Annotated in this window: 28 protein-coding genes and 1 tRNA gene; 15 read left to right on the forward strand and 14 right to left on the reverse strand. The window is 56.8% G+C overall.

Features of this window, described 5'->3' with window-relative positions; translation table 11 throughout:
• Window positions 1–20 precede the first annotated feature (20 nt).
• Window positions 21–905, reverse strand: coding sequence for a tRNA glutamyl-Q(34) synthetase GluQRS (gene gluQRS / locus ABLQ08_RS24110; RefSeq protein ID WP_352947496.1), 885 nt, complete (start codon window positions 903–905; stop codon window positions 21–23).
• A gap of 114 nt (window positions 906–1019) precedes the next feature.
• On the opposite strand from gluQRS, the gene ABLQ08_RS24115 reads away from it, so the two are divergent.
• Window positions 1020–1661, forward strand: coding sequence for a DNA-3-methyladenine glycosylase family protein (locus ABLQ08_RS24115; protein ID WP_352947498.1), 642 nt, complete (start codon window positions 1020–1022; stop codon window positions 1659–1661).
• Window positions 1662–1671: 10 nt separating this feature from the next.
• Here the strand turns inward: ABLQ08_RS24115 and ABLQ08_RS24120 are convergent, their stop codons facing one another.
• Window positions 1672–2445: an alpha/beta hydrolase gene (locus ABLQ08_RS24120; protein WP_352947501.1), complete on the reverse strand. Its 774-nt coding sequence runs from the start codon at window positions 2443–2445 to the stop codon at window positions 1672–1674.
• A gap of 104 nt (window positions 2446–2549) precedes the next feature.
• Here ABLQ08_RS24120 and ABLQ08_RS24125 point away from each other — a divergent pair, with 104 nt between their 5' ends.
• Window positions 2550–3737, forward strand: coding sequence for a glycosyltransferase family 4 protein (locus ABLQ08_RS24125; RefSeq protein WP_352947503.1), 1188 nt, complete (start codon window positions 2550–2552; stop codon window positions 3735–3737).
• On the opposite strand, the gene ABLQ08_RS24130 is transcribed toward ABLQ08_RS24125, so the two are convergent.
• The 4 genes from ABLQ08_RS24130 to ABLQ08_RS24145 form a co-directional block, all read right to left on the reverse strand.
• The gene (locus ABLQ08_RS24130; protein ID WP_352947505.1) at window positions 3734–5698 is read right to left on the reverse strand and encodes a methyl-accepting chemotaxis protein; all 1965 of its coding nucleotides are present in this window, start codon (window positions 5696–5698) and stop codon (window positions 3734–3736) included. The two genes, ABLQ08_RS24125 and ABLQ08_RS24130, sit on opposite strands and share 4 nt — an antisense overlap.
• Before the next feature lie 376 nt (window positions 5699–6074).
• Window positions 6075–6611, reverse strand: a complete 537-nt coding sequence (thpR, locus tag ABLQ08_RS24135) for an RNA 2',3'-cyclic phosphodiesterase (protein WP_352947507.1) — start codon at window positions 6609–6611, stop codon at window positions 6075–6077.
• 190 nt (window positions 6612–6801) lie between these two features.
• Window positions 6802–7854 (reverse strand): NADP(H)-dependent aldo-keto reductase, encoded by a 1053-nt coding sequence (locus ABLQ08_RS24140; RefSeq protein ID WP_352947509.1) that lies wholly within the window; start codon window positions 7852–7854, stop codon window positions 6802–6804.
• A gap of 71 nt (window positions 7855–7925) precedes the next feature.
• On the reverse strand, window positions 7926–8555 hold the full coding sequence (locus tag ABLQ08_RS24145; RefSeq protein WP_417714943.1) for an arylesterase: 630 nt from the start codon (window positions 8553–8555) through the stop codon (window positions 7926–7928).
• Between the two features lie 122 nt (window positions 8556–8677).
• On the opposite strand from ABLQ08_RS24145, the gene ABLQ08_RS24150 reads away from it, so the two are divergent.
• The 4 genes from ABLQ08_RS24150 to ABLQ08_RS24165 all read left to right on the forward strand — a co-directional run bounded on the left by ABLQ08_RS24150 (window position 8678) and on the right by ABLQ08_RS24165 (window position 13858).
• Window positions 8678–9394, forward strand: coding sequence for an ABC transporter ATP-binding protein (locus ABLQ08_RS24150; protein WP_352947511.1), 717 nt, complete (start codon window positions 8678–8680; stop codon window positions 9392–9394).
• Complete coding sequence (locus ABLQ08_RS24155; protein WP_352947512.1) at window positions 9391–11973, forward strand: ABC transporter permease; 2583 nt, start codon at window positions 9391–9393, stop codon at window positions 11971–11973. Before ABLQ08_RS24150 ends, ABLQ08_RS24155 begins: the two co-directional genes overlap by 4 nt.
• A gap of 158 nt (window positions 11974–12131) precedes the next feature.
• The gene (locus tag ABLQ08_RS24160) at window positions 12132–12905 is read left to right on the forward strand and encodes a hypothetical protein (protein WP_352947514.1); all 774 of its coding nucleotides are present in this window, start codon (window positions 12132–12134) and stop codon (window positions 12903–12905) included.
• A gap of 170 nt (window positions 12906–13075) precedes the next feature.
• On the forward strand, window positions 13076–13858 hold the full coding sequence (locus tag ABLQ08_RS24165) for a Bax inhibitor-1/YccA family protein (protein WP_352947517.1): 783 nt from the start codon (window positions 13076–13078) through the stop codon (window positions 13856–13858).
• Window positions 13859–13936: 78 nt separating this feature from the next.
• On the opposite strand, the gene ABLQ08_RS24170 is transcribed toward ABLQ08_RS24165, so the two are convergent.
• Window positions 13937–14326 carry a DUF2794 domain-containing protein gene (locus tag ABLQ08_RS24170; protein ID WP_352947519.1) on the reverse strand — a complete coding sequence of 130 codons (390 nt, stop codon included), beginning with the start codon at window positions 14324–14326 and terminating at the stop codon, window positions 13937–13939.
• A gap of 555 nt (window positions 14327–14881) precedes the next feature.
• Here ABLQ08_RS24170 and ABLQ08_RS24175 point away from each other — a divergent pair.
• Window positions 14882–15400 (forward strand): GNAT family N-acetyltransferase, encoded by a 519-nt coding sequence (locus ABLQ08_RS24175; RefSeq protein WP_352947521.1) that lies wholly within the window; start codon window positions 14882–14884, stop codon window positions 15398–15400.
• A 40-nt stretch (window positions 15401–15440) separates the two neighbouring features.
• On the opposite strand, the gene ABLQ08_RS24180 is transcribed toward ABLQ08_RS24175, so the two are convergent.
• Window positions 15441–16022 (reverse strand): hypothetical protein, encoded by a 582-nt coding sequence (locus tag ABLQ08_RS24180; protein WP_352947523.1) that lies wholly within the window; start codon window positions 16020–16022, stop codon window positions 15441–15443.
• Between the two features lie 134 nt (window positions 16023–16156).
• Between ABLQ08_RS24180 and ppa the strand changes: the two genes are divergently transcribed.
• Window positions 16157–16696, forward strand: coding sequence for an inorganic diphosphatase (ppa, locus tag ABLQ08_RS24185; protein WP_352947526.1), 540 nt, complete (start codon window positions 16157–16159; stop codon window positions 16694–16696).
• 39 nt (window positions 16697–16735) lie between these two features.
• Here ppa and ABLQ08_RS24190 read toward each other — a convergent pair whose 3' ends face one another.
• The 5 genes from ABLQ08_RS24190 to ABLQ08_RS24210 form a co-directional block, all read right to left on the reverse strand.
• On the reverse strand, window positions 16736–17170 hold the full coding sequence (locus tag ABLQ08_RS24190; RefSeq protein ID WP_352947529.1) for a metallopeptidase family protein: 435 nt from the start codon (window positions 17168–17170) through the stop codon (window positions 16736–16738).
• A 37-nt stretch (window positions 17171–17207) separates the two neighbouring features.
• On the reverse strand, window positions 17208–17462 hold the full coding sequence (locus ABLQ08_RS24195; RefSeq protein ID WP_352947531.1) for a hypothetical protein: 255 nt from the start codon (window positions 17460–17462) through the stop codon (window positions 17208–17210).
• Window positions 17459–17983 (reverse strand): disulfide bond formation protein B, encoded by a 525-nt coding sequence (locus ABLQ08_RS24200; RefSeq protein ID WP_352947534.1) that lies wholly within the window; start codon window positions 17981–17983, stop codon window positions 17459–17461. Before ABLQ08_RS24200 ends, ABLQ08_RS24195 begins: the two co-directional genes overlap by 4 nt.
• A gap of 18 nt (window positions 17984–18001) precedes the next feature.
• The gene (locus ABLQ08_RS24205) at window positions 18002–18580 is read right to left on the reverse strand and encodes a YqaA family protein (protein ID WP_352947535.1); all 579 of its coding nucleotides are present in this window, start codon (window positions 18578–18580) and stop codon (window positions 18002–18004) included.
• A 234-nt stretch (window positions 18581–18814) separates the two neighbouring features.
• Window positions 18815–18899: transfer RNA gene (locus ABLQ08_RS24210), tRNA-Leu, on the reverse strand.
• A 483-nt stretch (window positions 18900–19382) separates the two neighbouring features.
• On the opposite strand from ABLQ08_RS24210, the gene ABLQ08_RS24215 reads away from it, so the two are divergent.
• Together ABLQ08_RS24215 and ABLQ08_RS24220 are read left to right on the forward strand one after the other, a co-directional pair.
• Window positions 19383–19682 (forward strand): cupin domain-containing protein, encoded by a 300-nt coding sequence (locus ABLQ08_RS24215; RefSeq protein ID WP_352947684.1) that lies wholly within the window; start codon window positions 19383–19385, stop codon window positions 19680–19682.
• A 123-nt stretch (window positions 19683–19805) separates the two neighbouring features.
• Window positions 19806–21371 (forward strand): CYTH and CHAD domain-containing protein, encoded by a 1566-nt coding sequence (locus tag ABLQ08_RS24220; protein ID WP_352947538.1) that lies wholly within the window; start codon window positions 19806–19808, stop codon window positions 21369–21371.
• 61 nt (window positions 21372–21432) lie between these two features.
• Here ABLQ08_RS24220 and phnF read toward each other — a convergent pair whose 3' ends face one another.
• Window positions 21433–22173, reverse strand: a complete 741-nt coding sequence (gene phnF, locus ABLQ08_RS24225) for a phosphonate metabolism transcriptional regulator PhnF (protein ID WP_352947541.1) — start codon at window positions 22171–22173, stop codon at window positions 21433–21435.
• Between the two features lie 122 nt (window positions 22174–22295).
• Here phnF and phnG point away from each other — a divergent pair, with 122 nt between their 5' ends.
• The 5 genes from phnG to ABLQ08_RS24250 are packed head-to-tail and all read left to right on the forward strand — an operon-like array spanning window position 22296 to window position 25877.
• Complete coding sequence (gene phnG / locus ABLQ08_RS24230; protein WP_352947543.1) at window positions 22296–22769, forward strand: phosphonate C-P lyase system protein PhnG; 474 nt, start codon at window positions 22296–22298, stop codon at window positions 22767–22769.
• A complete protein-coding gene (phnH, locus tag ABLQ08_RS24235) occupies window positions 22769–23404 on the forward strand; it encodes a phosphonate C-P lyase system protein PhnH (protein ID WP_352947545.1) in 636 nt (211 codons plus the stop codon). Before phnG ends, phnH begins: the two co-directional genes overlap by 1 nt.
• A gap of 3 nt (window positions 23405–23407) precedes the next feature.
• A complete protein-coding gene (locus tag ABLQ08_RS24240; protein ID WP_352947548.1) occupies window positions 23408–24529 on the forward strand; it encodes a carbon-phosphorus lyase complex subunit PhnI in 1122 nt (373 codons plus the stop codon).
• Window positions 24526–24954, forward strand: coding sequence for a FosX/FosE/FosI family fosfomycin resistance hydrolase (gene fosX / locus ABLQ08_RS24245; RefSeq protein WP_352947550.1), 429 nt, complete (start codon window positions 24526–24528; stop codon window positions 24952–24954). The genes ABLQ08_RS24240 and fosX overlap by 4 nt, the downstream gene beginning before the upstream one ends.
• Entirely contained in the window at window positions 24951–25877 is a 927-nt protein-coding gene (locus tag ABLQ08_RS24250) for an alpha-D-ribose 1-methylphosphonate 5-phosphate C-P-lyase PhnJ (RefSeq protein ID WP_352947553.1), read from the forward strand. The genes fosX and ABLQ08_RS24250 overlap by 4 nt, the downstream gene beginning before the upstream one ends.
• Window positions 25878–25880 lie beyond the last annotated feature (3 nt).

Here is a 25880-nt window from a genome sequence, read left to right on the forward strand (position 1 = left end):
TGGAGCTGAGTGGTATAACTCTAAAGGCCGATCATCTTGCGCAGCTGAACATGTGTCAGACCGCCCTGGCGCAAGGATCGCAGGCTCGTATCCTGATTGGACTTGGACAGTTTGCGTCCGTCTTCACCAAGAATGAGACGGTGATGCCGATAGAGCGGCTCCGGCAGACCAAGCAGTTCCTGAAGGACACGGTGCACGCTGGTAGCGTGGTAAAGGTCCAGTCCGCGCAGGACGTCGGTAATTCCTTGTCTCGCGTCATCCACCACCACCGACAAATGATAACTCGTTGGTGTGTCCTTGCGGGCGAGCACCACATCGCCCCACGTCGCTGCGTCGACGGGAATCTGCCGGGACCGTTCAAACAGCGCCTTTCCTTCAGCCCCAACCTCTTTCCAGGTAAGCTGCTTTCCGAGCTTCTGCAGTGCGGCTTTCATATCGAGGCGCAGCGCAAACGGAGCATCACTGTCGGCTCGCTTCTTCCGCTCCTCGTCCGACAGGACCGCATCGTCTCCGGGATAGACCGGCGCACCATCCGGGTCCCGGGGCCAGGCTTGTCCTCTTTCTTCGAAACTTGAAACGAACCGCTTGATCTCTGCCCGGGTCAGATACGCCGGGTAGACAACACCCATATCCTGGAGTTTCTCAAGAGCTGACCTGTAATGCGAAAAATTCTCCGACTGCCGCAAAACCGGTTCATCCAGCGGAACGCCAAGCCAGGCCAGATCCTCGAACATTTCCTCCTCGAGCTGAGAAGTGCACCTAGTCTGATCGATGTCCTCCACCCGGACCAGAAACCGCCCTTCAAGCGCAATTGCGGCACGCGCATTCAGGAGTGCCGAAAGGGCGTGACCGACATGCAGATGCCCATTGGGCGACGGAGCGAACCGGAAGACGGGCATGGTCATGAAGACAGGCTGAACCGGGTTAGAGAGATGACAGACGGGTAATCCTGTCCTACCTATCATTACCGTTCATACGCGCAAGAGCGCAGATCCTGAGACCAGGCGAAATTTGCAAAAATGAAACCAATTGAGACATTGGCCGACATTCAGGCAGGGCTGACAGTGCTGACACGCGAAGATCCGCGTCTGATTTCTATTGCAGACACAGCCGGTGAGGTTCCACTTCGCCGCCGGGCTGCCAATTTTGAAGGTCTGGCACAGATCATTACCGGTCAGCAGGTCTCCGTCGCCAGCGCAGCGGCCATATTTGCGCGTCTCCAGGCATTGGTTCTGCCGCTGACGGCAGAGCGGCTGGCGGCCTTTTCCGACGAAGACCTCGCCGGTGCCGGCCTATCCAGACCCAAGATCAGAACCTTGCGCGCTGTCAGCCTCGCCTGCGGGGAAGGTCTCGACCTTGCACTCCTGGCAACAGCTCCCGCGGAAGAAGCCCATGCGAGCCTTTGCGCGATCAAGGGAATCGGACGATGGACAGCCGATATCTTTCTGCTGTTTTGCGCAGGACATCCGGACATCTTTCCAAGCGGCGACCTCGCACTTCAGATCGCGGTTCGCGACGCCCTCGCGCTGCCGGAAAAACCTGCGCCCAGGGAGCTGGACGAAATCGCCTCCGACTGGGCACCCAACCGGGCGGTCGCCGCACGGCTGTTCTGGGCCTGGTACCGGGTCCAGAAACAAGGCCGCGAGGCCATGCCGGTGTAAAAATGATTGCTCAAGTGCCCGACATTTCCGCAACCGTGCGCAACAGAAGCTCAATGTCCTGAGCCCGCGACAGGCGGTGGTCGCCATCGGGCACGAGCGAAAAGGTCACGTCATCCTGTGGCAGGGCTTCGACCAGCCTTTGCGCATGGCTTGCCGGAACGTCCGGGTCAAGGGCTCCCTGAAGAATTGCAACCGGCGCACCGATATGGATCGGACTGCCGAACAAAAGATGGTTTCGTCCATCCTCGATCAGCTTTCTGGTGATCACGTAAGGGTTTTCATCGTAAACCGACGGCTGCGCCCATCTGCCCTTTTCCAGGATCGACGCGCGGATCTCGTCCGTAAAACGCTGTTTCCACATCAGCTCTTCGGTGAAGTCCACCGCCGGGGCGATCAGGACAAGTCCCTTGATCCTGTTGGTCTGTTTTCTGCTGAGAGCCAGCAGCAGTGCGATCCACCCTCCCATGGAAGAGCCGACGAGTATCGTTTTCTCAGCACAGAACCGATCGAAGACAGCTTCAGCTTCTTCCAGCCAGTCGGAAACGCATGTCTCTTCGAAAACCCCGCTGGATTGACCATGGCCGGAATAGTCGAACCGGATGACCTCCTGCCCATTTGCCGCACCATATTCCGCAAGAGCCTCTGCCTTTGACCCGGTCATGTCCGACTTGAACCCGGACAGCCAGAGCAAAGAGGGCTGATTTCCCGAAGTCCTGATCACCGCAATCCGGCGTTGATCGTCATTTTTTCCCACCTTGATGAATTGCGGATTGCTCGCACCCATATTATGGCTCTCGTTCTGTTGACCATCATTCTGGCTCCGACCGGGGCCCGAACAGCCGTTTGACATAGCCGTTTCATATTGAAAAGACCTTCCGGAGATCTGACTTGGTTCAATTGCCTTCTGCAACCACCATCCTGCAAGTGATCCCGGATCTCAATTCCGGAGGTGCGGAGCGCACAACGCTGGACGTTGCCCGCGCAACCGTGGAGGCGGGAGGTACGGCTCTTGTGGTCAGCCAGGGGGGGCAGCTGGTGCCGGAGCTTGAATCTTATGGTGCGGAACACATCGTCATGCCGGTAAAGTCCAAGAACCCGCTAACGCTCTACAAAAATGCCGGCAGGTTGAGCTCTCTCGCACTCGAGCGCAAAGTCAGCGTCATTCATGCCAGGAGCCGTGCTCCGGCCTGGTCGTCGCTTTGGGCTGCTCGGCGCACCAAAACACCTTTCGTGACGACCTATCACGGCACCTATAATCAGTCGAACGCACTGAAAGCCTATTACAACTCTGTCATGGTGCGCGGTGACGCCGTCATCGCCAACTCCCATTTCATTGCAAATCTCATCTCGGATAGACACGGCTTCGCCAAGGATCGGATCACCGTGATCCAGCGCGGCTCAGACCTGAAGTCCCTGGCTTCGGAAAACGTAAGTGCCTTGCGGCGGCAGGCTCTCAAAGACAGCTGGGGCATCCCGACCGGACATCCGATCATTGTGAATATGGCCCGGCTTACCGGCTGGAAAGGCCAGAAGGTGATCATCGAGGCTATGGCGAAACTGAAGGACGCCGGCTTCTGTGATCCGATCGCGATCCTCGCCGGTGACGCGCAGGGACGCGACAGTTATGTGGCAGAACTGAAGAAGCTGATTGCCGACAATTCCCTGCAGGAACAGGTCCGCCTCGTCGGCCATTGCGCCGACGTTCCGGCAGCCCTGGCGCTGGCCGACCTGTCCGTCGTTGCCTCAATAGAACCCGAAGCCTTTGGCCGGGCTGCCGTCGAAGCACAAGCCGCCAGCGTTCCGGTGATCGTCTCCAATCACGGCGCGGTGCCTGAAACGGTTCTCGCGCCGCCGCAGGTATCAGAAACCGAGCGCACCGGATGGCGCGTGCCACCCGGAGATGTCAATGCACTTGCAGATGCGATCGGCAATGCATTGAACCAGCCAGCCGAGGCCCGACAGGAAATGACGGACCGGGCACTGGCCCATGTCCGTCAGAACTTTTCCGTCGAGATCATGTGTTCCCGGACGCTGGACGTCTACAAACAAGTCCTCGAGGCCCGGACCGGGGCTTAAGCCGCACGGATCTGGTTCAGGAACCTTCCGACTTCCTCACGCAGCGTGTTTGACTGATGAGTCAGCTCGTCGATGCTGCTGCGCACCTGATGAGTTGCTTCGCTTGCCTCGACAGAAGCATTCTTCACCACCTGGATGCTGTCGGAGACGTCCCGCGTACCTGTGGCAGCCTGGGCAACGTTTTCGGCGACCGATTGCGTGGTAGCCCCCTGTTCTTCCATCGCCGAGGCAATTGCCGTGGAAGAGTGCTCAAGATCCCGGATGACATCGCCGATCTTGCCGATCGAGCCGACCGCGGTCTTGGTTTCAGCCTGTATCTCGGTCACGAGCTCTGAAATGCTCTCGGTCGCCTTGGCCGTTTCGCTCGCCAAAGCTTTCACTTCACTCGCAACCACCGCAAATCCCTTGCCGGCTTCTCCCGCACGAGCGGATTCGATCGTCGCGTTGAGTGCCAGCAAGTTTGTCTGCTCGGCAATATCGGAAATCATCGAGACGACTTCGCCGATCTTGTCGGCCATATTGGCAAGCATATCCATCTGACTCGCGGTCTGAGATACGTCTTGCGCAGCATTGCGAGATGCTTCCGAGGCCCGGATAACCTGCTCGTTGATCTCGCTGATCGAAGCAGTCATCTCTTCGGCGGCCGAAGCAACCACGCTGACATTTTCAGTCGTTTGAGCAGATGCATTGGCAGCGTTTTCCGCCCGTTCGCTTGTGTTTTCCGAGACTCTGGACATGGTTGCAGCACTCTGGTCGAGAGAGACGGCAGCATCCGACACACGTTGAACGATCGCACCGACCGACGCGTCGAACTGGTCGGCGAGGCTTTCCATAAGTGCGCGTTTCTCCTGCTCGGCGCGCGCGGACTGTTCCTGCTGTTCTTCCTCCAGCTCGCGTGTACGCACCGCGTTGGTCCGGAAGACCTCCACTGCCCGCGCCATGCTGCCGATTTCGTTGCTCCGATCCGTAAAGGAAACGTCCACCTCGATATTGCCGCCGGCAAGATCGCGCATCGTATCAGTGAGGTTCTTGACCGGACGGGTGATGCTGCGGCCGATCAGCCAGCCAAGTCCGATCGCCAGAAAGAGCGCAATGCCCGAAACAGTCAGATAGGTTTTGCGTGAGGAGGCTTCCGCAACGTCCAGCGCATTGCCGGCAGCCTGTTTACCGGCGAAAGCAGCTTCCGACATGACGGTCCAGAGCGGATTGACCTTTGCGTAGAGCTCTTCAAGGTGCTCAAGATCCACTTTGATTTCTGTTGCCTTATCGGCATATTTTTTGAAAGCAGCCTGATAGGTGTCCAGAAGCTGATTGAGCTCCGCCTGTTCGCTGGCTGCCAGACCGCTTTGTGTCAGCAGGCTGGCGAATTCTTCACGGCGCTTGTCGATGCGGCCGACATACTTGTCCTTGCCGCGCAGCATGAAGTCCTTTTCGTGCCTGCGCATCATAAGCATCTTGACGGTTAGAGCATCCAGATTTGCTGCCTTCAGTCTTTCTTCCACATTATGGACTGCAGACCGCAGAGCACCTTGAAGGCCGCTGTTTTCATCAAGCCCCATTTCCTGAAGGTCGGTACTCAGGACTTCAAACTCGGCCTTGTGCCTGTCGAGAATACTCCGAAGGCTGTCAATCTCGCGCTTGATTGCAGCCGACTGCGGTTTGACCTCCACTTCGTTCAGGTTCGAAACCGCCTTTTCGTATTCGGACCGGTAGTCTTCAACGAACACGAGGTCCTTGGTCAGCAAAAGGTCTTTTTTGCTGCTTCGCATATTCTGCGCATGGGCCTGCACCTGGGAGACCCTGTAATCCATCTGGGAGTAATCGGCCAGATTGTCGATCTCTGTCGAAACGACATGCTGATTGTAGAGAGCCGTTCCCAACAGCACTCCGATCGCAACAACCGCAATAGCAGACAGGCCACCCACTCGGGCGGCGATGGGGAGATTTGCAAGAAACTTCATTATTATCTCGTTTCATTTTTTTAGACGGCTCATCTAGCGAGCTGCACAGCAAAGCCAGAAAAAGGCCAAAGCAATTAACAAATCTTTACGCAAATAAAAGTTGGAATCTCAATAATTACCACTGCTCTGTTATACTATTTAAAATCAGATTCTTAGGCTCAATACCGGTGGTCGCTTCTTTCAATTTCCCGACCTCCATCGCATTACCTGACACGACGAGGCTGACTGGCTCGAACCGAAGCGGTTCGTTCGATTCGAGCCTTTGATCAGATCGAGAAAATCACGTAAATGAAGCACAGCACCGGCTGTGCGCGGTTACCCGAAACGGCCCTCACGCACTTGACCGGCTCGCCTGTCTTCCGGCTGCCTTCCAGCCTCACGCTGCGAGCGGGTAAGCTTCTTCAACAAGGTACGGGCCGCCTCCGACGCTGGCCTTGGCCGAGAACAGAACAAACCTTCCGGCAACAAAAGGCGGAGCCTGAAAGTTGCCCCGTTCGCTGAGCCACTTGGCAACGTCCTCGTTTGTCGAAGTCTTGCAGCGGGCCACCGTCACGTGCGGAATGTACTTTCGCCTTTCGGCAGGCAGATGCAGCCGCTGCAGGATACGCTCCTGCTCGGCCTGCAGCTCCGCCAGCTGAACCGTCGGTTCGACCCTGGCCCACACCGCATGCGGCTTCCCGTTGCCGAATGACCCCAGACCCGTCAGCCGGATATCCACCGGCTCTCGGTGTATCCGGTCAAGAGCCGCAACGACTTCGTCAGCCGTACGGTCATCGATATCGCCAATGAAGCGCAACGTGATGTGGTAGTTTTCCGGATCAATCCAGCGGGCGCCCCGAAGGCCTCCCCGGAGCATTGAAAGCATGAGCGCCGTCTCTGACGGAATCTCAAGGCCTGTAAATAGGCGCGGCATGGGTATTCCCTCCGCTGTCGCTGATGAATCCCATGAGGAATCAACTTCATGAAATTCGCAAGACAAAAATCCAAGACACTGGCAAAGCGTTGATTTTCTATGTGGACAGCGAACGGCAGCCGAACCGGCCCGGGCCGATCCGGCGAAATGCCTGAAATGATTCTCTTCCCCTGACGCGATAAGCCGTCAGTTATGGCGCGGGATTGCCATACTCCTGATGGAGGGCGTCGATTTTTTCAATCACGTCCGGGCTGAGCGCGAGGTCGGCTGCTGCGATATCTGTTTCCAGCTGGTCCATCTTGGTGGCACCGATAATGACAGACGTCATGAAGCTGCGCGATTTGGCAAAGGCAAGCGCCATCTGGGCCGGATCAAGTCCGGACTCTTTCGCCAGATCCAGGTAGGCATCCACTGCCTGGAATGTGCGCGGATGTTCATAGCGCTGCATGCGATTGAACAGCGTCTTCCTGGCACCTGCCGGCAAGGCGCCATCGCGGTACTTGCCGGTCAGATAACCCTGTGCCAGCGCAGAGTAGCCCAAAAGACCGACGCCCTCGCGATGTGCAACCTCCGCCAGGTTGGTTTCAAACGTCCGGTTCACGAGGGAATAAGCGTTCTGGATCGACACAATTCGGGGAAAATCCATCAGCTCCGCAGCTGTGATGTACCGCATTGTGCCCCAGGCACTTTCATTGGATATTCCGACATGGCGGACCTTGCCCGATTTCACCAGTCCCGCCAGGGCCTCGAGTATCGAATAGATGCTGTTTTCGTCTTCGACCGGCTCCGGGTTGGCCCAGCGCGTCGGATTGGAACCAAACCTTGAAACGTTCCGGTCAGGCCAGTGGATCTGGTAGAGATCGATATAGTCGGTCTGAAGGTTTCGCAGGCTCCTGTCGACCGCAAACTCGATTTGAGCGGCGTTCAGTTGACCCGGCTCGCCCCCCTCGCGAAACCAGTCCATCTCCGTGCGTCCGACAACCTTTGTCGCCAGCACCACCTTGTCGCGGTTGCCGGTGTTCTTGAACCAGGTCCCGATGATCCGCTCGGTCCTGCCTTGCGTCTCTTTTTTCGCCGGAATCGGATAAAGCTCGGCAGCATCGAAAAAGTTGATGCCATTTTCAAAGGCATAGTCCATCTGTGCGTGCCCTTCGGCTTCCGAGTTCTGCTCGCCGAAAGTCATGGTTCCAAGACACAGGGCACTCACTTGCACATCCGTGCGGCCAAGACGGCGCTGTTCCATCAGGCGTTCCTTCAAATTTAGAAAAATAGCAGGCCAGATCCCTCAAGCGTGACCGCTTGAAGGACACGGCCTCAAGAGGATTGGGCTTTTGCCAGAAGCTCTTCGACTTTCGGCAGGATATTCTCGACGATTATGCCAACCCCGTCGGCGTTGGGATGCATGCCGTCGGACAGGTTGAGTTCCGGATTGAGAGCGACACCCTCAAGAAAGAACGGATAGAGCAACGCATCATGTGCCTTGGCAACGTCCGCATAAATCGGATCGAACGCATCCGCGTATTCCTGCCCGAGGTTTCGGGGCGCTAGCATGCCTGCCAGCAGCACTTCAACCCCGCGTTCTCTCAGACGTTGGGTAATTTCTTCAATATTCTTGCGGGTGATTGTCGGTTCGATGCCTCGAAGCGCGTCGTTCGCACCCAATTCTACGATCACCGCATCGGTATCGGCTCCGACGGACCAGTCCAGGCGCGCAAGACCTCCCGTCGATGTGTCGCCTGAGACGCCGGCATTCACGACATCCACCGAATATCCCTTCTCGCCGAGGGCTTTTTGCAACTGTTCGGGAAAGCCCTCTTCGGGCGCAAGCTGATACCCGGCGGACAGACTGTCACCCAGCACAACAAGCTTCAGATCGTCTGAATGCGCCACGATCGGAACGAAGCACAGGATCAGAAAGTTCAGGAAAGCAAAAAATCTGTTCACGCTAATATCTTTCAGGACTGGAAGACCCGCCACATCAGGCCCATATGGTCGCAGAGCGTCCAATTGTCGAGGGCATGCATCTGTCAGGAAGACGATCACGCGCCCGTTGTAAAGGTCTGATAATGACAAATTCACCCGCAATCACCCTCAAAAATGTGCACCTGACACTCGGCGAAGGCGCCGGACGTGTACACATTTTGAAGGGTATCGACCTGGATATCGAAAAGGGAACGTCGGTTGGGCTCGTCGGCCCTTCAGGATCGGGCAAATCGACATTGCTCATGGTCATGGCCGGGTTGGAGCGGGCAGATGAAGGCTCCGTCGAAGTCGCCGGCTCGCAGCTCGGTCCCTTATCGGAAGACCAGCTGGCGCGTTTCAGAGGCCGCAACGTCGGCATCATCTTTCAGTCCTTTCACCTCGTCCCCAACATGACTGCCCTGGAAAACGTTGCCGTTCCGCTGGAACTGGCCGGTGATCCCTCCGCCTTCGAAAAGGCGAAGGCCGAACTGGAAGCCGTCGGACTTGGCCACAGGATGCATCACTATCCGGCGCAAATGTCAGGGGGTGAGCAGCAAAGAGTCGCTGTCGCCCGCGCCCTGGTGGTAGAGCCGCAAATCCTCATTGCCGACGAACCGACGGGCAATCTGGATGAATCCACCGGCGCTCAGATCGTGGAACTGATGTTCTCCGCTCAGCGCGACCGCAAGACGACGCTTGTCCTTGTGACACACGACCCAAGCCTTGCCGAAAAATGCGACCGCATGATCCGCATGCGGTCGGGCGAAGTTGAGGAAGACCATGCAGACAGCGCGCACCTTCCGAAAGAGGTGTCTGCATGAGCAGTTTTGTTTCCGGCAGTGCTCACTCCGGCAATCAGACCTTCAAGCTTGCAAGCCGGTTCGCATTGAGAGAACTGCGCGGCGGTCTGAAGGGGTTTTATATTTTCATCGCCTGCATCGCGCTCGGTGTTGCTGCAATTGCCGGTGTTACCTCTGTTTCCCGCGCTCTCACCGAAGGTATTGCAGAAGAAGGGCAGGCAATTCTGGGCGGTGATCTGTCCTTCTCGATCATTCACAGACAAGTCGAGCCCGACCAGGCGGCGTTTCTGGAAACACTGGGTGATGTTTCCCGTGTCGCCACCCTTCGGGCCATGTCCCGAAGAACCGACACCGGTGATCAGGCCCTTGTCGAACTGAAAGCCGTCGACAACGCTTATCCCTTGTACGGAAGTCTGGATCTGGCCTCGGGCCAATCGCTGGACGAAGCATTGGCGCAAAAAAACGGCGTGTGGGGCGCCGTCGTCGATCTTGCCTTGCTGGCCCGACTTGATGTCGAAGTTGGAGACCAGCTGGCTCTCGGACGCACCACCGTGCGCATTGCTGACGTGATCGAAGGTGAGCCAGACAAACTTGCCGGTGGCATGGATTTCGGGCCCCGGCTGATGATTTCCGACGCCGCCATTCCCGATACCGGTCTCGTCCAACCTGGAAGCCTCGTGCGCTGGCACTACCGTGTGCGCATGTCCCCGGCGCCGGACATTCAGGATCTGCAAAGCGTTGTCGAACGTGCCAAAGCGGCTGAACCGGATGCCGGCTGGCGGGTTCGCTCCCGTGCCAATGCCTCGCCTGGCCTTCAGCGCAGCATCGATCGGTTCGCACAATTCCTGACCCTTGTTGGATTGACGGCACTCGTCGTCGGCGGTGTCGGAGTCGCCAATGCCGTACGTTCCTACCTGGAGACCAAACGGGAAGTCATTGCCAGCTTCAAGTGCCTTGGTTCCACCGGCGGCTTCGTCTTCAGGATTTATTTGGTGCAGATGCTGATCATTGCGCTGATCGGCATTCTCATCGGCCTGGTGCTCGGAGCCATGATCCCCTTCGCGGCCGGAGCAGCCCTTTCGAGTGTCCTGCCGGTGCAATTGGCCGCGAGCATTTATCCGGCTGAACTGGGATTGGGTCTGCTTTACGGTCTGCTCACGGCCCTCGCATTTGCCTTGTGGCCGCTTGGGCGCGCGCACGACGTGCCGCCAACAGCTCTCTTTCGCGACATCGTGACCGGTGGCTCCAAGCTGCCACGCAAGCGCTATCTGTTCGCAACCGCGACGACCGTGCTTGTCCTGGTCGCCATTGCGATTTTCCTGTCTCACGACAAGGATCTGGCGGTTGTCTATATCAGCGCGACCGCCGGGGCTTTCGTTCTGCTTGTTGCGGTGGCACGCCTGATCATGTTCGCCGCCAGACGCCTGCCGAGCGTCCGCTCGACCGAACTCCGTCTGGCCATCGCCAATATCCACCGTCCAGGAGCTCTGACGCCTTCCGTGGTTCTGTCGCTCGGGCTTGGCCTGTCCCTCCTGGTGGCCCTGGCCCTCATTGACGGTAATCTGCGCCGTGAACTGAGCGCCACGATCTCCGACAAGGCTCCAAGTTTCTTCTTCGTCGACATTCAAAGCCATGAGCGCGACGCCTTCGAAGCCTTGTTGGTGCAGGAAGCACCGAATGCCGAGCTGCAGAGCGTCCCGATGCTGCGCGGACGCATCATCAGCCTGAAAGGCATTCCTGCCGATCAATTCGAACCGGCTGAGGAAGGTTCTGAATGGGTGCTGCGAGGCGATCGCGGCATAACCTATGAAAAAACGCTGCCCGAGAATTCCAAGCTTGCCGAGGGAAACTGGTGGCCGGAAGACTATTCCGGAAAACCGCTGGTTTCCTTCGACCTTGAGGCGGCAACGGAACTCGGTCTGGCAATCGGCGATACAATCACCGTCAACGTCCTCGGTCGCGAGATCACCGCGGAAATCGCCAATCTTCGAGATATCGAGTGGCAATCCTTCGGCATCAACTTTGTCATGGTGTTCTCGCCGAATACATTTGCCGGTGCGCCGCATGCCAATCTGATGACACTTGGCTGGGAAGAAGAAGTCCCGACGGAAACCGAACTGGCCCTGCTCAAGACCGTTTCCAATACCTTCCCGACAGTCACATCGGTACGCGTCAAGGATGCGATATCACAGGTGAACGAACTGGTCGCACAATTGGCCTGGGCCATACGGGGGGCAAGTTCCATTACCCTGATTGCCAGCGTGCTGGTGCTCGCGGGAGCCCTGGCAGCAGGACATCGCAGCCGGATCTACGATGCGGTCATTCTCAAGACCATCGGTGCGACCCGGCCTAGACTGATCCTCGCCTACGGCCTGGAATACGCCATTTTGGGCCTGGTGACCGCGGTGTTCGCGCTTGTCGCCGGTGGTATAGCCGCCTGGTATGTGATCACCCAGATCATGGGCGGATCCTTCGTCCTCATGCCGGTAACCGCCGCCGGTGCTGCGCTGGTCGCACTTATTCTGACCGTCGGCTTCGGCCTGATCGGCACCTGGCGGATACTCGGGGAAAAACCGGCACCGGTTCTGAGAAATCTGTAACACCGTCTGAATCGGCATCCACGCCAAGCCCGTCAGGAAACTTTCATAAAAAACAGAAGGTTTCCTGACGGACACCAGCCACACGCAACTTGCATACTGCCCTATTCTTGGCTATCCGATTAGTGTCGGGGCCTAAAATGAAATAGGGGCAGAGTTGTATGCTTAAGTTTACCCAAAAAACTGTTTTCAAAAATCTTGCAAAAGTGGCGGTCTTTGCTGCGGCAGCTACGTTGTCATTCGCTGCTCCTTCCCACGCCGAGAGCCCGTTTCACACCGGTGTCTGGCAACTGAATGAAGCCAACGGTCCACGCGGCCTGGTCGTCAGTGACTGGTTGGTGTTCGAGGATGGCCTGCCGAAGCGCTGGCTCTATCGCCGCGCCGGAACGAATGACGAAAACCAGTTTGACTTCTTCACCCGGACGCTTGGCGATTCCGGCTATACTCCGGTCGGGATCCGGGTATACCGGACCGGTGAAAACTCCATGAAATACACCATTGCCGCAAAGGGTCAGGAACCAATCGAAGTTTCTGCCGTGCGGCTTTCCATACCGAACTTCGAAAACTCGTGCCTGTCGGTCGAGAAAAAAGGCAAGCGTTTCTTCGGCAACTGGGTGGGGACTTCCGGTTCGACGCTCAAGAAGCTCAACGTCGGCAAGAACAAGATCACCATTGACGGAAAAGCCCGTGATATCTCAATTGAGGAGGTTCGCGTCGGCCGCATGGGCATTACTGAAGGCGGCAAGCCGATTGCCTTCCTGACAGACGCCGGAGGCGACTATGCTGTTCTTCAATGGTTCAAGCCGGGCGTAACGGTCGAGCAGATGCGCAACAAGGAAACGGAAATTCTTGATTTCGCGGCAGAAGAAATCGTACGTAATCCGGGTGGCACCTGCGACCGGCAGATCGCGTCACGCCTGAAAGCAATGAAATAATACCGGGTTTTTAAACATAATGACGTATAATGCGGCCAATAGCATGAAGATTACGATTTTTTCAGAAATCTCGTCTTGTGCTTAAGTCCGCATTTTCCCATATGTTGAGGGAGTTGTGTTGCATGTGATCTTGCATGCAAAAACCAATCTAGAAGGGGATTCACACGACCATGTCGACCTTTGACCGTCAACCTCAAGGCGCTTACACAGTCGCCGGCACACGCGCCGAGGCCGGCATCGATCAAGGCCTGCGCAGCTATATGCTCGGCGTCTACAACTACATGACCATCGGTCTCGCCCTGACCGGTTTCTTTGCCCTGGCTACGTCCATGCTGGCAACGACAACCGACCAGAGCGCTGCAGTAGCGAGCCTTGGCAACGGCCAGATGCTCACGCAGCTCGGCGTAACGCTTTATGGCAGCCCGCTGAAATGGGTTGTCATGCTTGCACCGCTTGGAATGGTCATGTGGCTGTCTTTCCGCATTCAGTCCATGAGCGCGAGCTCCGCACGTACCCTGTTCCTGGTCTATTCGGCCGTGATGGGCATTTCGCTGTCGTCGATCTTCCTGGTCTATACCGGAGCCTCGATCGCCCGCGTGTTCTTCATCACCGCCGCTTCCTTCGGTGCGCTTAGCATCTTCGGCTACACCACCAAGAAAGACCTGTCCGGTTGGGGTTCGTTCCTGATGATGGGCCTGATCGGCATCATCATTGCAGCGATCGTGAACATCTTCCTGGCGTCTTCCGCGCTGCAGTTCGCCATCTCCGTGATCGGTGTTCTGGTGTTTGCCGGCCTGACGGCCTACGACACCCAGCAGATCAAGGAAATGTACTACGAAGGTGACAGCGGCGAAGTTGCCACCAAGAAGTCCGTTATGGGCGCCCTGCGTCTCTACCTCGACTTCATCAACATGTTCCTGATGCTGCTGCAGCTGTTCGGCAACCGCGAATAAGCAGACGCAGAAATACGAACACGAAAAGCCCCGCAGAAATGCGGGGCTTTTTTGTTGACTTGAACTGCGTTGGAAACGTCAGGCGTCGACCAGGCGCAAATGCTTTTTCTTTTCCAGGACACGCAGAACCTGAGCCAGGTCGTGCCCCCGTTTCAGGATCATACCTCCGGCTGCGACCACCGAATAGGCTCCCTGTCGACGAGAGAGCTTCGGATCCTTTTCGATCCGGTAGAGCGGCATTTCCGAAGATCGGCGGAACACTGAGAACACTGCCTTGTCTTTAAGGAGATCCATTGCATAGTCACGCCACTCGCCGTCGGCAACCATACGTCCATAGAGCCTTAAGATGGTATCGAGTTCGCGTCTGTTGAATGCAACAACGGGTCTGGAGGGGGGAGCCGGTTGGCTTTGCGGCAGCGGGTTCAGTCCCGCGCCGCGTTGAAACGCGCTGTCATCGGCTTCGCTCATTCCGCCTCCATGTTCGTTTGCGGTTTCGCCCCGGACCGGAAAACCGTTCAAAGGATTTTCCATGTCACCTATCTGTCATGATGCGTCGCCTTTGGGGCGGATGGCAAGCCCGCAATCAAAGAAAGGAAGCTCTGCCAAAGCCGGTCGGTATTTTTGCCAAGTAAATTTTCCGCAGATTACCCAAAGTGTTAACGTAGCGGAAAGTTGCCCAGAAAGAATGCGTAAAATTCCATGATTTCGCCTTATTCCAGCCCTTGGCCAGCCATTTTGCCTACCCATATTGAACTCATACCCTGATGGGTGTGACCAGTAGGGACCGCGGAATGCATTAGCCCCCCAGCCCCCCGGGGTTTTTACAGGTCAACCAGATTTAATGAGTCAAACATCAGGGCAACTGAAGGGCCGGCGCTATGCCGGCCCTTTTCATTTCCAGCTTCCTTCCGATATTGCCATCGTGAGTTTTGCCGATTCCACTGCGCAGCCGGATCACTTTTCACATTTTCCGTTACGAATGCCTCTTTTCCGACGCATCGCTTGCTGTATCCTTTTTGCAGGATGACTACAGACCTGATCGATCTCCGTGCGGCCCGAACCGCAGATTGCGAGGCGCTTGCAGGCATTCACACTGAAGCCTGGCTCGGCGCCTATCGTGGTGTCCTGCACGGTGTTGACCTGCAGAAAATGGTTTCGCGCAGAGGCATCGGCTGGTGGCGCGGCGCGCTGTCGCGCGGCGTCAACATCAGGATTTTGAGCATTGCCGACGTACCGGCAGGCTACGCGACCTACGGACCGTGCCGACTGCGCGGCACAGGCATGGACGGAGAAATCTACGAGCTGTACCTGAAGCCGGAATATCAGGGCCTTGGATTTGGGCGAACACTCTTCACCAATGTCCGCGAAACTCTCGCAGCAAAGAACATGGCCGGTCTCGCTGTCCAGGTGTTGAGCGACAATCAGCCGGCACGCAACTTCTATCGGGCCATGGGGGGTAAGCTGTCGGCAAAATCCTGGTACAGAATTGGCGGACGGCGCATGGAGCTCTCCATTTACACCTGGTTGCCTAACATTCCCTGATGCTGATTACGATCGTTCGCCAGCTTTTTCAGGCATCCGGTTAGTACAGGATCCCGGGCAGCCCTTCGATCAGCGGTCCTTTCGAACAATCGAACTGCCCGGCAAACCTGTCTGCGACATTCCGTGCAAGCACGTTGGCATTCTTGTTGGCCTGGGCGTCAATTCGGGCAATCTGACAAGTGGCTCCACCCGGATCAAGCTGCGTGACAATCAGGACACTGCCGGTCTTACCGCTGTCGTCCAGGGTTGGAAACCAGCGAAGGATCGTTGCAAAAGCTGCTCCGTCCCGCAAGCGCCACTCCAAAGTCTCGTTGATCGTATTGAAATTCGGCAAAGTTTGCGTCGCCGCAGGTTCCTGAGCTGCGGAAGGGCTGAAAGAAACGAACATGCGCAGATCGCCCTCCGCAACATAAACCTTCTGCCCTTGAAGACCTGCACACTCCCAGGACCCGCCAAACGTACTTTCCTCAGACGCTGTTTCGGTCTGCGTGCAGTCCTGAAGCCGGATCTTGGTGTAAGTGCTGGTTATTTCAGCCGCTTCAGCTTCTGCCCACTGCACTTCCAGCAAAACAGCTGAAAAAGCCAGGAAGGTCAATTTCTGGCAAAGGTTGAATTTCCCCATGAACGCACCCCGTCAAATCCGCGACCGCCATCATAGACACACTTTCATCAATTAGGTGCAATGCAAAAATTAAAGGCTTGAACTTCTCGGGCTGGATTGCGATAGACGGCGCAAAGATCAACAGGAGTTTTGCGATGCGTATCGACGCTGTGCCGATTGGCAAGAACCCGCCGGAAGACATCAACGTCATCATCGAGGTGTCGATGGGCGGCGAGCCGATCAAATACGAAATGGACAAGGATGCCGGCGCAATGTACGTCGACCGCTTCCTTTACACCCCGATGCGCTACCCGGGGAACTACGGCTTCGTTCCGCATACCCTGTGCGGTGATGGTGACCCGATCGATGTGATTGTCGTCAACCAGCGCCCGGTCGTGCCCGGCGCCATCATGAACTGCCGTCCGATCGGCGTTCTGCTGATGGAAGACGAGTCCGGCCAGGACGAAAAGATCATCGCCGTTCCGACCCACAAGCTGACCAAGCGGTACGACAACATCAACGATATTGCCGACCTGCCGGAAATCACCATCGCCCAGGTGAAACACTTCTTTGAACATTACAAGGATCTGGAACCGGGCAAATGGGTCAAGGTAACCGGCGTCGAGGGCATGGAAGCAGCCAAGAGACTGATTTCTGAATCTATCGTCCGCGCACAAAAAGAAGCTGCTGAATAAGCTTCCACACGGTTCTTAATGGCGAGGCTGTCGCATGACCTAGCGGTCGGCGGCAGCCTCGATTCTTTCCATGTCTTGATCGGACAGGCCGAAGTGATGGCCAATTTCGTGGATCAGCACATGTGCAACCACGTCGCCTAGTGAATCGTCCATGGCGGCCCAGTAATCCAGGATCGGCCTTCGGAACAACCAGATCCGGTTCGGCATCTGGCCGGTTCGATCAGAATCACCGCCCTGTGCAAGTCCCTGCCCTTCAAACAATCCCAGAAGGTCATGAGGGTCTTCAATCGACAGCGCATCAAGTACATCGTCTGGCGCATAGTCGGCAAGGCTGATCTGCAGATGTCCGCAGCGAAGCAGAACATCGTCCGGCAGTCCAGCCAGAACCTCACTCGCCATTGCCTCGAAATCGGCAAGACCGGGCGCCTTGCGCTCAGACCAGTCGCTACGGCTTATCGGTTGAACAGATGCCATACTGCTTCCCTTGACCCATTTTTCAGCAAAATCCTACCTACAGGTAGGTAACGGCGAGGTAAATCACCAGTCCGACAGCAAAAACGGCACCTGCAATCCGGCCGATCCGGGTCCCCCAGACCTCGATCCGGTCCTCTTCGTCCTTGTCAGCCGCGCTCAAGTGATCCTTGGCACGGTCCGCCATGCGCACGAATGTCGAACCGGTTATGGTCTCGCTTTCCGCCTGTGCCCGGTCGATGGTTCTCAACGCTTCTTCGCGCTGCTTTTCCTTTGGGTGCTTTGATCCGCTCATGCGTTTAAAGTGGCTTCATTCTCACGCCGATTCAACACAAAAGCTGAAATCAGCGCCAGCAGGGCGACACCGCCGGATGCCACCGCGTTCCAACCGGCGAAGGAAAGGCCGAACATGCGCCAACTCGCTTCCGTACAGCTGACGATGCGAGTGGATTGCAGAGCCTGCAGCATGTTGGCGGCAGAGGCCGGGGCTGCTCCCCCTCCTCCACAGTCGTTTGGACCAGCCCAGAAGCCCCATTCGGCACCCGACTGATAGATCCCCAATCCCGACCCGTAGGCAAAGACTGCTGCAACAGTCAGGAGCACGATGGTGGCCAGCCCCAACCTCTTCTGCATCATCAGGATGATAGCCAGAGCTGCAAGCGGCAATCCGACGTAATATGGGATGCGCTGTTCGAGGCAGAGCTTGCAAGGTAGATATCCGCCGATCAGCTGGTATCCCCAGGCCGCGGCAATCGCCGCGGTTCCCCCCAGGAACCCCAGGACGGTCAGATTTCGTGCCACGCGCTCTGAAGACATCACATCACCTCTATTTCTTTAAATATACCGCAGAAGAACAAAAGCACCGACCAGCAACACCACGAACAGGGTGAACATGAGGCCAAGGCGTTTTTCGATGAATTCCTTGATCGGCGGGCCGAAAAAGTAGAGCAGTGCGGCGACGACGAAAAAGCGCAGGCCTCGCGAAACTATACTGGCCAGAATGAACACCGGCAGGCTGAGCCCAGCGACCCCGGAGGCAATCGTAATGACCTTGTATGGAAACGGTGTCAGCCCTGCAATGAAGACGAACCACCAGCCCCAGTGATTGAAAACCGCACTGAACTCATCGAACTTTTCCATTTTTCCGTAGAAGGAAAGAATGGGCTCGGCGACCTGATCGAACAGGAACATGCCGATCAGATAACCCAGAATACCGCCTGCCACCGATGTCAGCGTACACAGAAACGCATACCACCAGGCGCGCTCGCGCCGTGCGATGACCATCGGGATCAAAAGAATGTCCGGCGGGATCGGAAAGACCGAACTTTCAACAAAGGAAACGGAGCCCAGCGCAACGGGCGCGCGCGGTCCGGCAGCAAGGGACAAAGTCCAGTCATAGAGGCGTCTGATCATGGCGCTTCCCATAGCCGCGATGGCACAAAAAGTCACCTGGAGATTTCATGAAGCCGTCACGATGCCGCACACAAGGTACTCATCGCAATCGATCTCCGATCGACAGAAGCATCGAGACTTCAATACCTGAACTCAACTCCGAAAAGGAAATTCGCTCAAAACCAGGCGCATTTGAGCATTCCTGCGGGTGCATTACACGCTCGGCACAGTTGGTCGTAGATTGTGCAAGGAAAATGGTGCCCCCCGCCGGAATCGAACCGGCACTCCCGAAGGAACGGGATTTTGAATCCCGCGCGTCTACCAGTTCCGCCAGAGGGGCAACTGACACCGGAGAGCGTGCCTATCATGGGCCATTGAAGGATGCAAGCGGCCCATCGCACAAAGTGGTTGGTCTTTCCACTACATAGCGGAGAAACAGGTCGGCGAGTTCCCGGCAGCTTTAGCCATTATCTTAACTATTCCTTTGCGATAGCAGGAGAAATCGGCCGGCATCTCCCAATTTCAGAAGGAAGTTCTGCAACACTTAAAGTTCATTTCAATTCCGGCCATGCACAATGACCTGAAACATTGATGACGACTGGATAGTGAGCTGGCACAGAACACACACAAATTCGCCTCGGCATGAAGAAGCGGCCTTGGTGGAAACACTGCAGCTGCTGACGCTGGGAGCAGCCCAACCCCATGCAATTGGCGGACAGTTTTCACAGTCCCGCCTGGACAAGACTTCTCTTGAACCGTCGCCGATCAATCCGACTGGATCCTTGAAGGTAATCCCGAAGCCAAATGCAAGAACCTGTCTCAAATCGGAGACAGCTGGACCGTTGTCGATCACTGGTCCTGCACGGCGGGAAAGTTCGTCTGGCATTACTTTTTTGACGAGACGATTCTCATTCTCGAAGGCGAAGCACTGATCGTGGACGAAAATGGCGTCGAATATCTCGCCGTTCCGGGTACTACCCTCTCCTTTCCGGATGGATCGAAAGCAACCTGGACCGTGCCCGAGTATGTTCGCAAGATCGCCTTCAATCAGAAATCGGTTCCGAACTACCTGCACACAATCTGCCGCGCAGTGAACAAGGTGCACCGCAAATTGTTCAAGTAGATACTGTCCTGATATTCGCTAGACGCATCGGACAACACGCCGCCGCGTCATTAGCCGGCTTACAAAAGTGCAAATTGTGCACCTTTTCTGGACAAGAGCGCTCTGCTTGGCTAGAAATTTTTCATGTCAAAATCTGCACGTGAAATCGAGCTCAAGCTTGAACTGGATCCAGGTGCGCATGACGCGATGAAACGCGTTGGCGTCATCGAAGGATTTACAGCGAGCAAATCAGTCACCAAAACACTGCAGTCGATTTATTTCGACACGCCGGACCAGGCGCTGCGCAAGTCAAAAATCTCGCTCCGGGTCCGTAAATCCGGCCGCAGCTGGATCCAGACAGCCAAACTCGGCACAGGCGTCATGGGGGGGCTTTCCTCGCCCATTGAATCGGAGCACCAGGTCAAGGGTCGCGCGCTCGATTTTACCGTAATCGAAGATCCGGATGTCGCCCGGAAGCTGACGGAGATAATCAGCGGCGGCTCCCTTCAGGAATGCTTTGAAACAGTGATGAAACGGACCACCCGCATCCTCACACGGGAGAGTGACGATACCGAAATCGAGATCGCGTTCGATACTGGCAACATCCTCGCCGGAAGCGGCAGTCAACCGCTTGTCGAGCTTGAACTCGAACTCAAATCGGGACCAAGCCATTCGATTTTCGAAGCGGCCAAAGCATTGGTGAAAGACACTCCCTTCCGTTTTTCACCCTATAGCAAAGCCGAACGCGGCTACAGGTTTGCCGAAGGGCATCAGGCAACTGAACCCGAACCGTTTTTTGCCGACCCGATCTCCTTTTCGGCGGGAAGCAGTGTTGAACTGGGATTCCGCGACGTCCTGCGGTCCTGCCTGACGCAGGTCGCTGAAAACAGGATCGCAATTCTGGCGTCCGACGACCCGGAAGGACCACACCAGCTACGCGTCGGCCTGCGCCGGCTGCGAAGCGCTTTCCGTCTGTTCAGGCCTGCCCTCAATCCGGCGACGACACTTCCGCTCGACCAGATGGCACGCACGATTGCCGCTGAAGCCGGCGCCTTGCGCGACCTCGACGTCCTGATTGATGAAATCGTGGCTCCGCTGGTCGACAGGGCACCTGAAAGCCTTTCTCTCAATTCCCTTCTCAACAACCTCAACGCGTCACGTGGGCAAGAAACGCGCAAGGCGCTGGTTGATCACTTGAAGTCGGCTGAAGTGAACGCCTTCCTTCTGGACATTGCAGCCTATACGGAAGGCCGGGGTTGGCTGGATCCGGAAAACTTTGACCAGACAGGGCTTTTGGCGCAACCGATTGAGGCCTTTTCCAGCGAAGCTCTCGCCAAGCAATGGAAGAAGGTCATCAAGTATGGCAAACGGCTGGAAGAGTTGTCGATTCCAGAGCGCCATGAAATGCGCAAGGCGATGAAGAAGATGCGATACGGCATCGAATTCTTCGGCTGTCTCTACCCGGAAGACACGGTCAAACCATTCCTCAAGCGCATGAAGAAGCTGCAGGATATTTTCGGGTATCTGAACGATGTCGCAATGGCGGAACAGCTGCCGCAAAAGTGCAAGGTCGGCGGAGCCAGGGCGATGGAAACTGCACAAGCCATCGGATTCGTTATCGGCTGGCATGAATCACAGTGTCAGACGAAGTGGCATCATGCCAAAGATTATTGGGAAGCAACCAGGTCCACGCCTAAATTCTGGACATAATCGGGATTGGTTCAACCCGGCAAGGTGTCGGCGGATCCAAAGCCGACAAATCCGAAAAAACTTAGGCACCACCGTTGACGACGAGCTGCATCCGATCGGCTGCCGCACGTGCCCGCGTGTATTGAAGGGGCCTGCCGGATATGTCGAGGTTGACGCTCTCAACAATCAGAACAGGCTGCCCAAGTGGAAGCCCGAGCTGTTGCGCGTCCCGGGCTTCCACCAGTTCGGCCGAGATCCGTGTCTCCTTGCGGCGATAATCGTCGATACCGGCGCGCCGCAAGGCTTCGGTGATCGAACCGCAATCGGCATAATCGGCGACCAGGTTCGGAACCTTCGACTGTTCCAGCCAGCTGGTCCCGATCATCATCGGAATACCATCGGCAACCCTCAGCGTTTCCAGACGGATGAGCATGGTCCCCAGCGGCACGTCCAACTGATTGGCCAGCAGCGCGTCGGCCTCTTCCAACGCCGACCCGATCAGTCGGCCACTTGGCGCACGGTCCTGCCCAGACACAATTTCGGAAAACCGGGTACGCGGACCGATCGGGTAACTGAGCGGCGCGGAGGCGACGAAGGTTCCCCGGCCCTGATCCGCTCGCAAGATACCTTCGCTTGTCAGAGCGGCAATCGCCCGGCGCACCGTATGCCGGTTCACGCCAAAGCGCGTCGCCAATTCCGACTCGGGCGGCAATCGACTGCCCTTTTCGAAAGCACCGCTGACGATTTCCGCCTTCAGCGTTTCCATGATCTGGCGCCAGACGGCGATGCCTGCACTGCGGTCAAGAATGGTGTTGTTCGTCATGTGACCGTCATCAAATTTCGGTACCAAAGAGTCAATCAGTTTATTTGTATAGACAAATAGACAAATCAAAGCTAGAAAACTTCAACACTCTCCTCCCAAGACCGCCAGCAAAAGGCGTGCCCATGACCGAAGCCACCTCCACCACTCCTATCGACGGTGCCGCAGGCATCCGGCAGAAAAACATGGCGACCCTGGCCGCCGCTTCGCCGGAAGCCGTCGCCGAACGGTTCGAAACCCTGTCACCCCCATCCTATGAACTCGTACGCCAGCCCGAGACCGGCCTTGTGATGGTACGAGGCCGCATGGGCGGAACAGGCCGCCCCTTCAATCTCGGGGAAGTCACCGTAACGCGCTGTGTTGTGCGCCTGGACACAGGCGAAACCGGCAGCGCTTACGCCCTGGGCCGCAACAAGACAAAGGCGCTTCAGTCCGCGGTGATTGATGCACTCTGGCAGCGAAGCGAAGTTCGGGCGCAGATCGAAACCGACATCATCGCCCCGCTTGCAGACGCACAGTCCGGTGAGAAGGAAAGTGTTCGCAGCGAGACGGAAGCCACCAAAGTCAACTTCTTCACCATGGTGCGAGGAGACAACTGATGACAATCACAGCAGTAGGACGGCCCGCGGACGGCACACCACTCGCCGCAGGCCTACAGGATCCGGTTCATGACGCACAGACCTGTTTCCGGGCGATCATGGATGTCATGGCAAGACCCGGAGACAGAAGGCCTGTGAACACGGACGGTCTGACACCGCCGTCCCCTTTGACACCGGTCGCAGCCGCAATCGCGCTTACACTGTTCGACTATGACACGCCAATCTGGCTCGATCGCCCACTGATGACATCGGAACCGGTCAAGGCATTTCTGCGTTTTCACACTGGTGCCCCCATTGTCTCAGAACCTGTCGATGCCGCCTTTGCACTTGTCGCAGATCCTGAACACCTGGTCCCTTTGGCAAGCTTCAACCAGGGCTCGGCGGAGTACCCCGATCAATCGACAACCGTTATCCTGATCGGACAAGAATTTGACAGGGCGCCCAAAGTGAAGCTGGAAGGCCCCGGCATAAAGGACTTCACAGCCTTTTCGTCATCTCCCGTTCCTCCGGTTTTCTGGGACCAGACCATCAGCAACAGCAAGCAGTTCCCGCGCGGCATCGACCTGATCTTTGCCGGAAAAACGGACGTGGCAGCCCTGCCTCGCTCCACCCGCATCACGCTCACGGAGGCCTGAGCCATGTATGTTGCCGTTAAGGGTGGCGAAAAGGCCATCCGCAATGCTCACAAGCTTCTGGCAAAGCGCCGCAGGGGCGACACTTCGGTTCCTTCGCTCACATTGGAGCAAATCGCACAGCAGCTGTCCCATTCCGTTGCCCGGGTGATGGGCGAAGGATCTCTTTATGACGAGACCCTCGCCGCGCTTGCCATCAAGCAGGCACGCGGAGACCTGATCGAGGCAGCCTTCCTGATGCGCGCCTATCGCACAACCCTGCCAAGGTTCGGCTACAGCCAGCCGGTCGACACCGCGAAAATGTTGGTGGAACGGCGTATTTCAGCCACTTACAAGGACTTGCCCGGCGGACAGGTCCTCGGGCCGACTTTTGACTACAGCCACCGCCTTCTGGACTTCGCTCTGGCAGCTGAAGAAGACGCATGTGACGTTGCCGTTGAGACCGCTCCCGCAATGGACGAGACGATGCCTCGCGTGACGGATCTTCTCGGAGACGAGGGGCTGATGGAACCGGATCCGATTTCCGATGAAGGTGCTCCGGTGGGTGACCTCACCCGCGAACCGCTGGCATTCCCGGCAGATCGTGACCTCCGCCTGCAGAACCTTGCAAGAGGAGACGAAGGTTTTCTGCTGGCACTCGCCTATTCCACCCAGCGTGGCTATGGCCGCACGCACCCCTTTGCCGGGGAAATCAGATACGGCGAGGTTGAAGTCGAGTTCTTTGCGGAGGAGCTGGGCTTTGCCGTAACCCTAGGCACCATCAAAGTGACCGAGTGCCAGATGGTCAATCAGTTCCAGGGGTCAGCCAAGGCCGCTCCGACGTTCACGCGTGGATATGGATTGGTCTTTGGCCAGGTTGAACGCAAGGCCATGTCCATGGCCATGGTCGACCGGTCCTTGCGGTGGCAGGAGCTTGGCGAGGAACAGACCGCGCCCGCTCAGGACGTTGAATTCGTCCTTTCGCACTCAGACAACATTCAGGCGACCGGTTTTGTCGAGCACCTGAAGCTTCCGCACTATGTCGACTTCCAGGCGGAACTCGATCTTGTTCGCCGCATGCGCGACGAATGGTTCGAGAAGCGTCGGCAGGAAGAAAACGGCGAGACCGCTCAGGAGGCTGCGGAATGAGCCGTGGCCTCAGCCATATCACTTTCATCGTCAGCGACCTTGAAGCGATGACACGCATCCTGATCGATGTGTTGAAGGGCCGGCAAGTCTACGAAAGCGGCGAAGACACCTTTTCGCTGTCTCCGGAGAAGTTCTTTCTGGTTGGCGACGTATGGGTTGCAATCATGCAGGGCGATGCTCTTGCCGAGCGCAGCTACAATCACGTTGCTTTCAAGATAGAGGAAAGCGAATTCGAAAACCGGCTTGAGACCATCAGAAGCCTCGGTCTCGAGTTCAAACCGCCTCGCCCGCGCGTCGAGGGTGAAGGCCGGTCGATCTATTTCTACGACAACGACAACCATCTGTTCGAGTTGCATACCGGGACACTGGAAATGCGGCTTGAGAATTATCGTCAAATTCTGCTGGAGCGGAGGACCGCACCATGAACGACACGGCTCAGATCTACGATCAGGGCGAATACAATTTCGCTTACCTGGATGAACAGACAAAACGCATGATCCGCCGGGCGATCCTGAAAGGCATTGCCATTCCCGGCTATCAGGTTCCCTTTGCTTCCCGCGAAATGCCAATGCCATATGGCTGGGGAACGGGTGGCGTGCAGGTAACGGCTTCGATCCTTGGTCGGGATGATTGTCTGAAGATGATCGACCAGGGATCGGATGACACCACGAATGCGGTCTCATTACGCGGTTTCTTTGAAAAGACCGCCGGCGTCAGGACAACTTACGAGACTTCGGAAGCGACCGTCATCCAGACCCGCCACCGGATCCCGGAAAAGACGCTCACGGAAGACCAGATCCTGGTCTACCAGGTTCCGATCCCCGAACCGCTACGCTTTCTGGAACCGCGCGAGACCGAAACCCGCAAGATGCACGCCCTGGAAGATTACGGGCTGATGCACGTGAAACTCTATGAGGATATCGCCAAGAACGGTCACATCGCCACCACCTACGCCTATCCGGTCAAGGTCAACGATCGCTACGTGATGGACCCATCGCCGACGCCCAAATTCGACAACCCCAAGATGGACGAAATGGCCGCTCTGCAGCTGTTCGGTGCCGGTCGGGAAAAGCGTATCTATGCGATCCCGCCTTTCACGAAAGTCAAGAGCCTCGATTTCGAGGATTACCCGTTCGAAATTCAAAAATTCGACAAGCCCTGCGGACTCTGCGGTGCGGAAAATGTGTATCTCGACGAAGTCATCCTCGATGACCAGGGAGTCCGCATGTTTGTCTGTTCCGACAGCGATTTCTGTGAAGAACGACGTTCCGACGGCCACCTCGGCCCGATGGCTGCAGACCCTGCCGCAGCCCAGATCGGTAGTAACGTGAAGGAGACGGCCCAATGAACG

The sequence above is a fragment of the Roseibium sp. SCP14 genome (assembly GCF_040329475.1).
Classification (GTDB): domain Bacteria; phylum Pseudomonadota; class Alphaproteobacteria; order Rhizobiales; family Stappiaceae; genus Roseibium.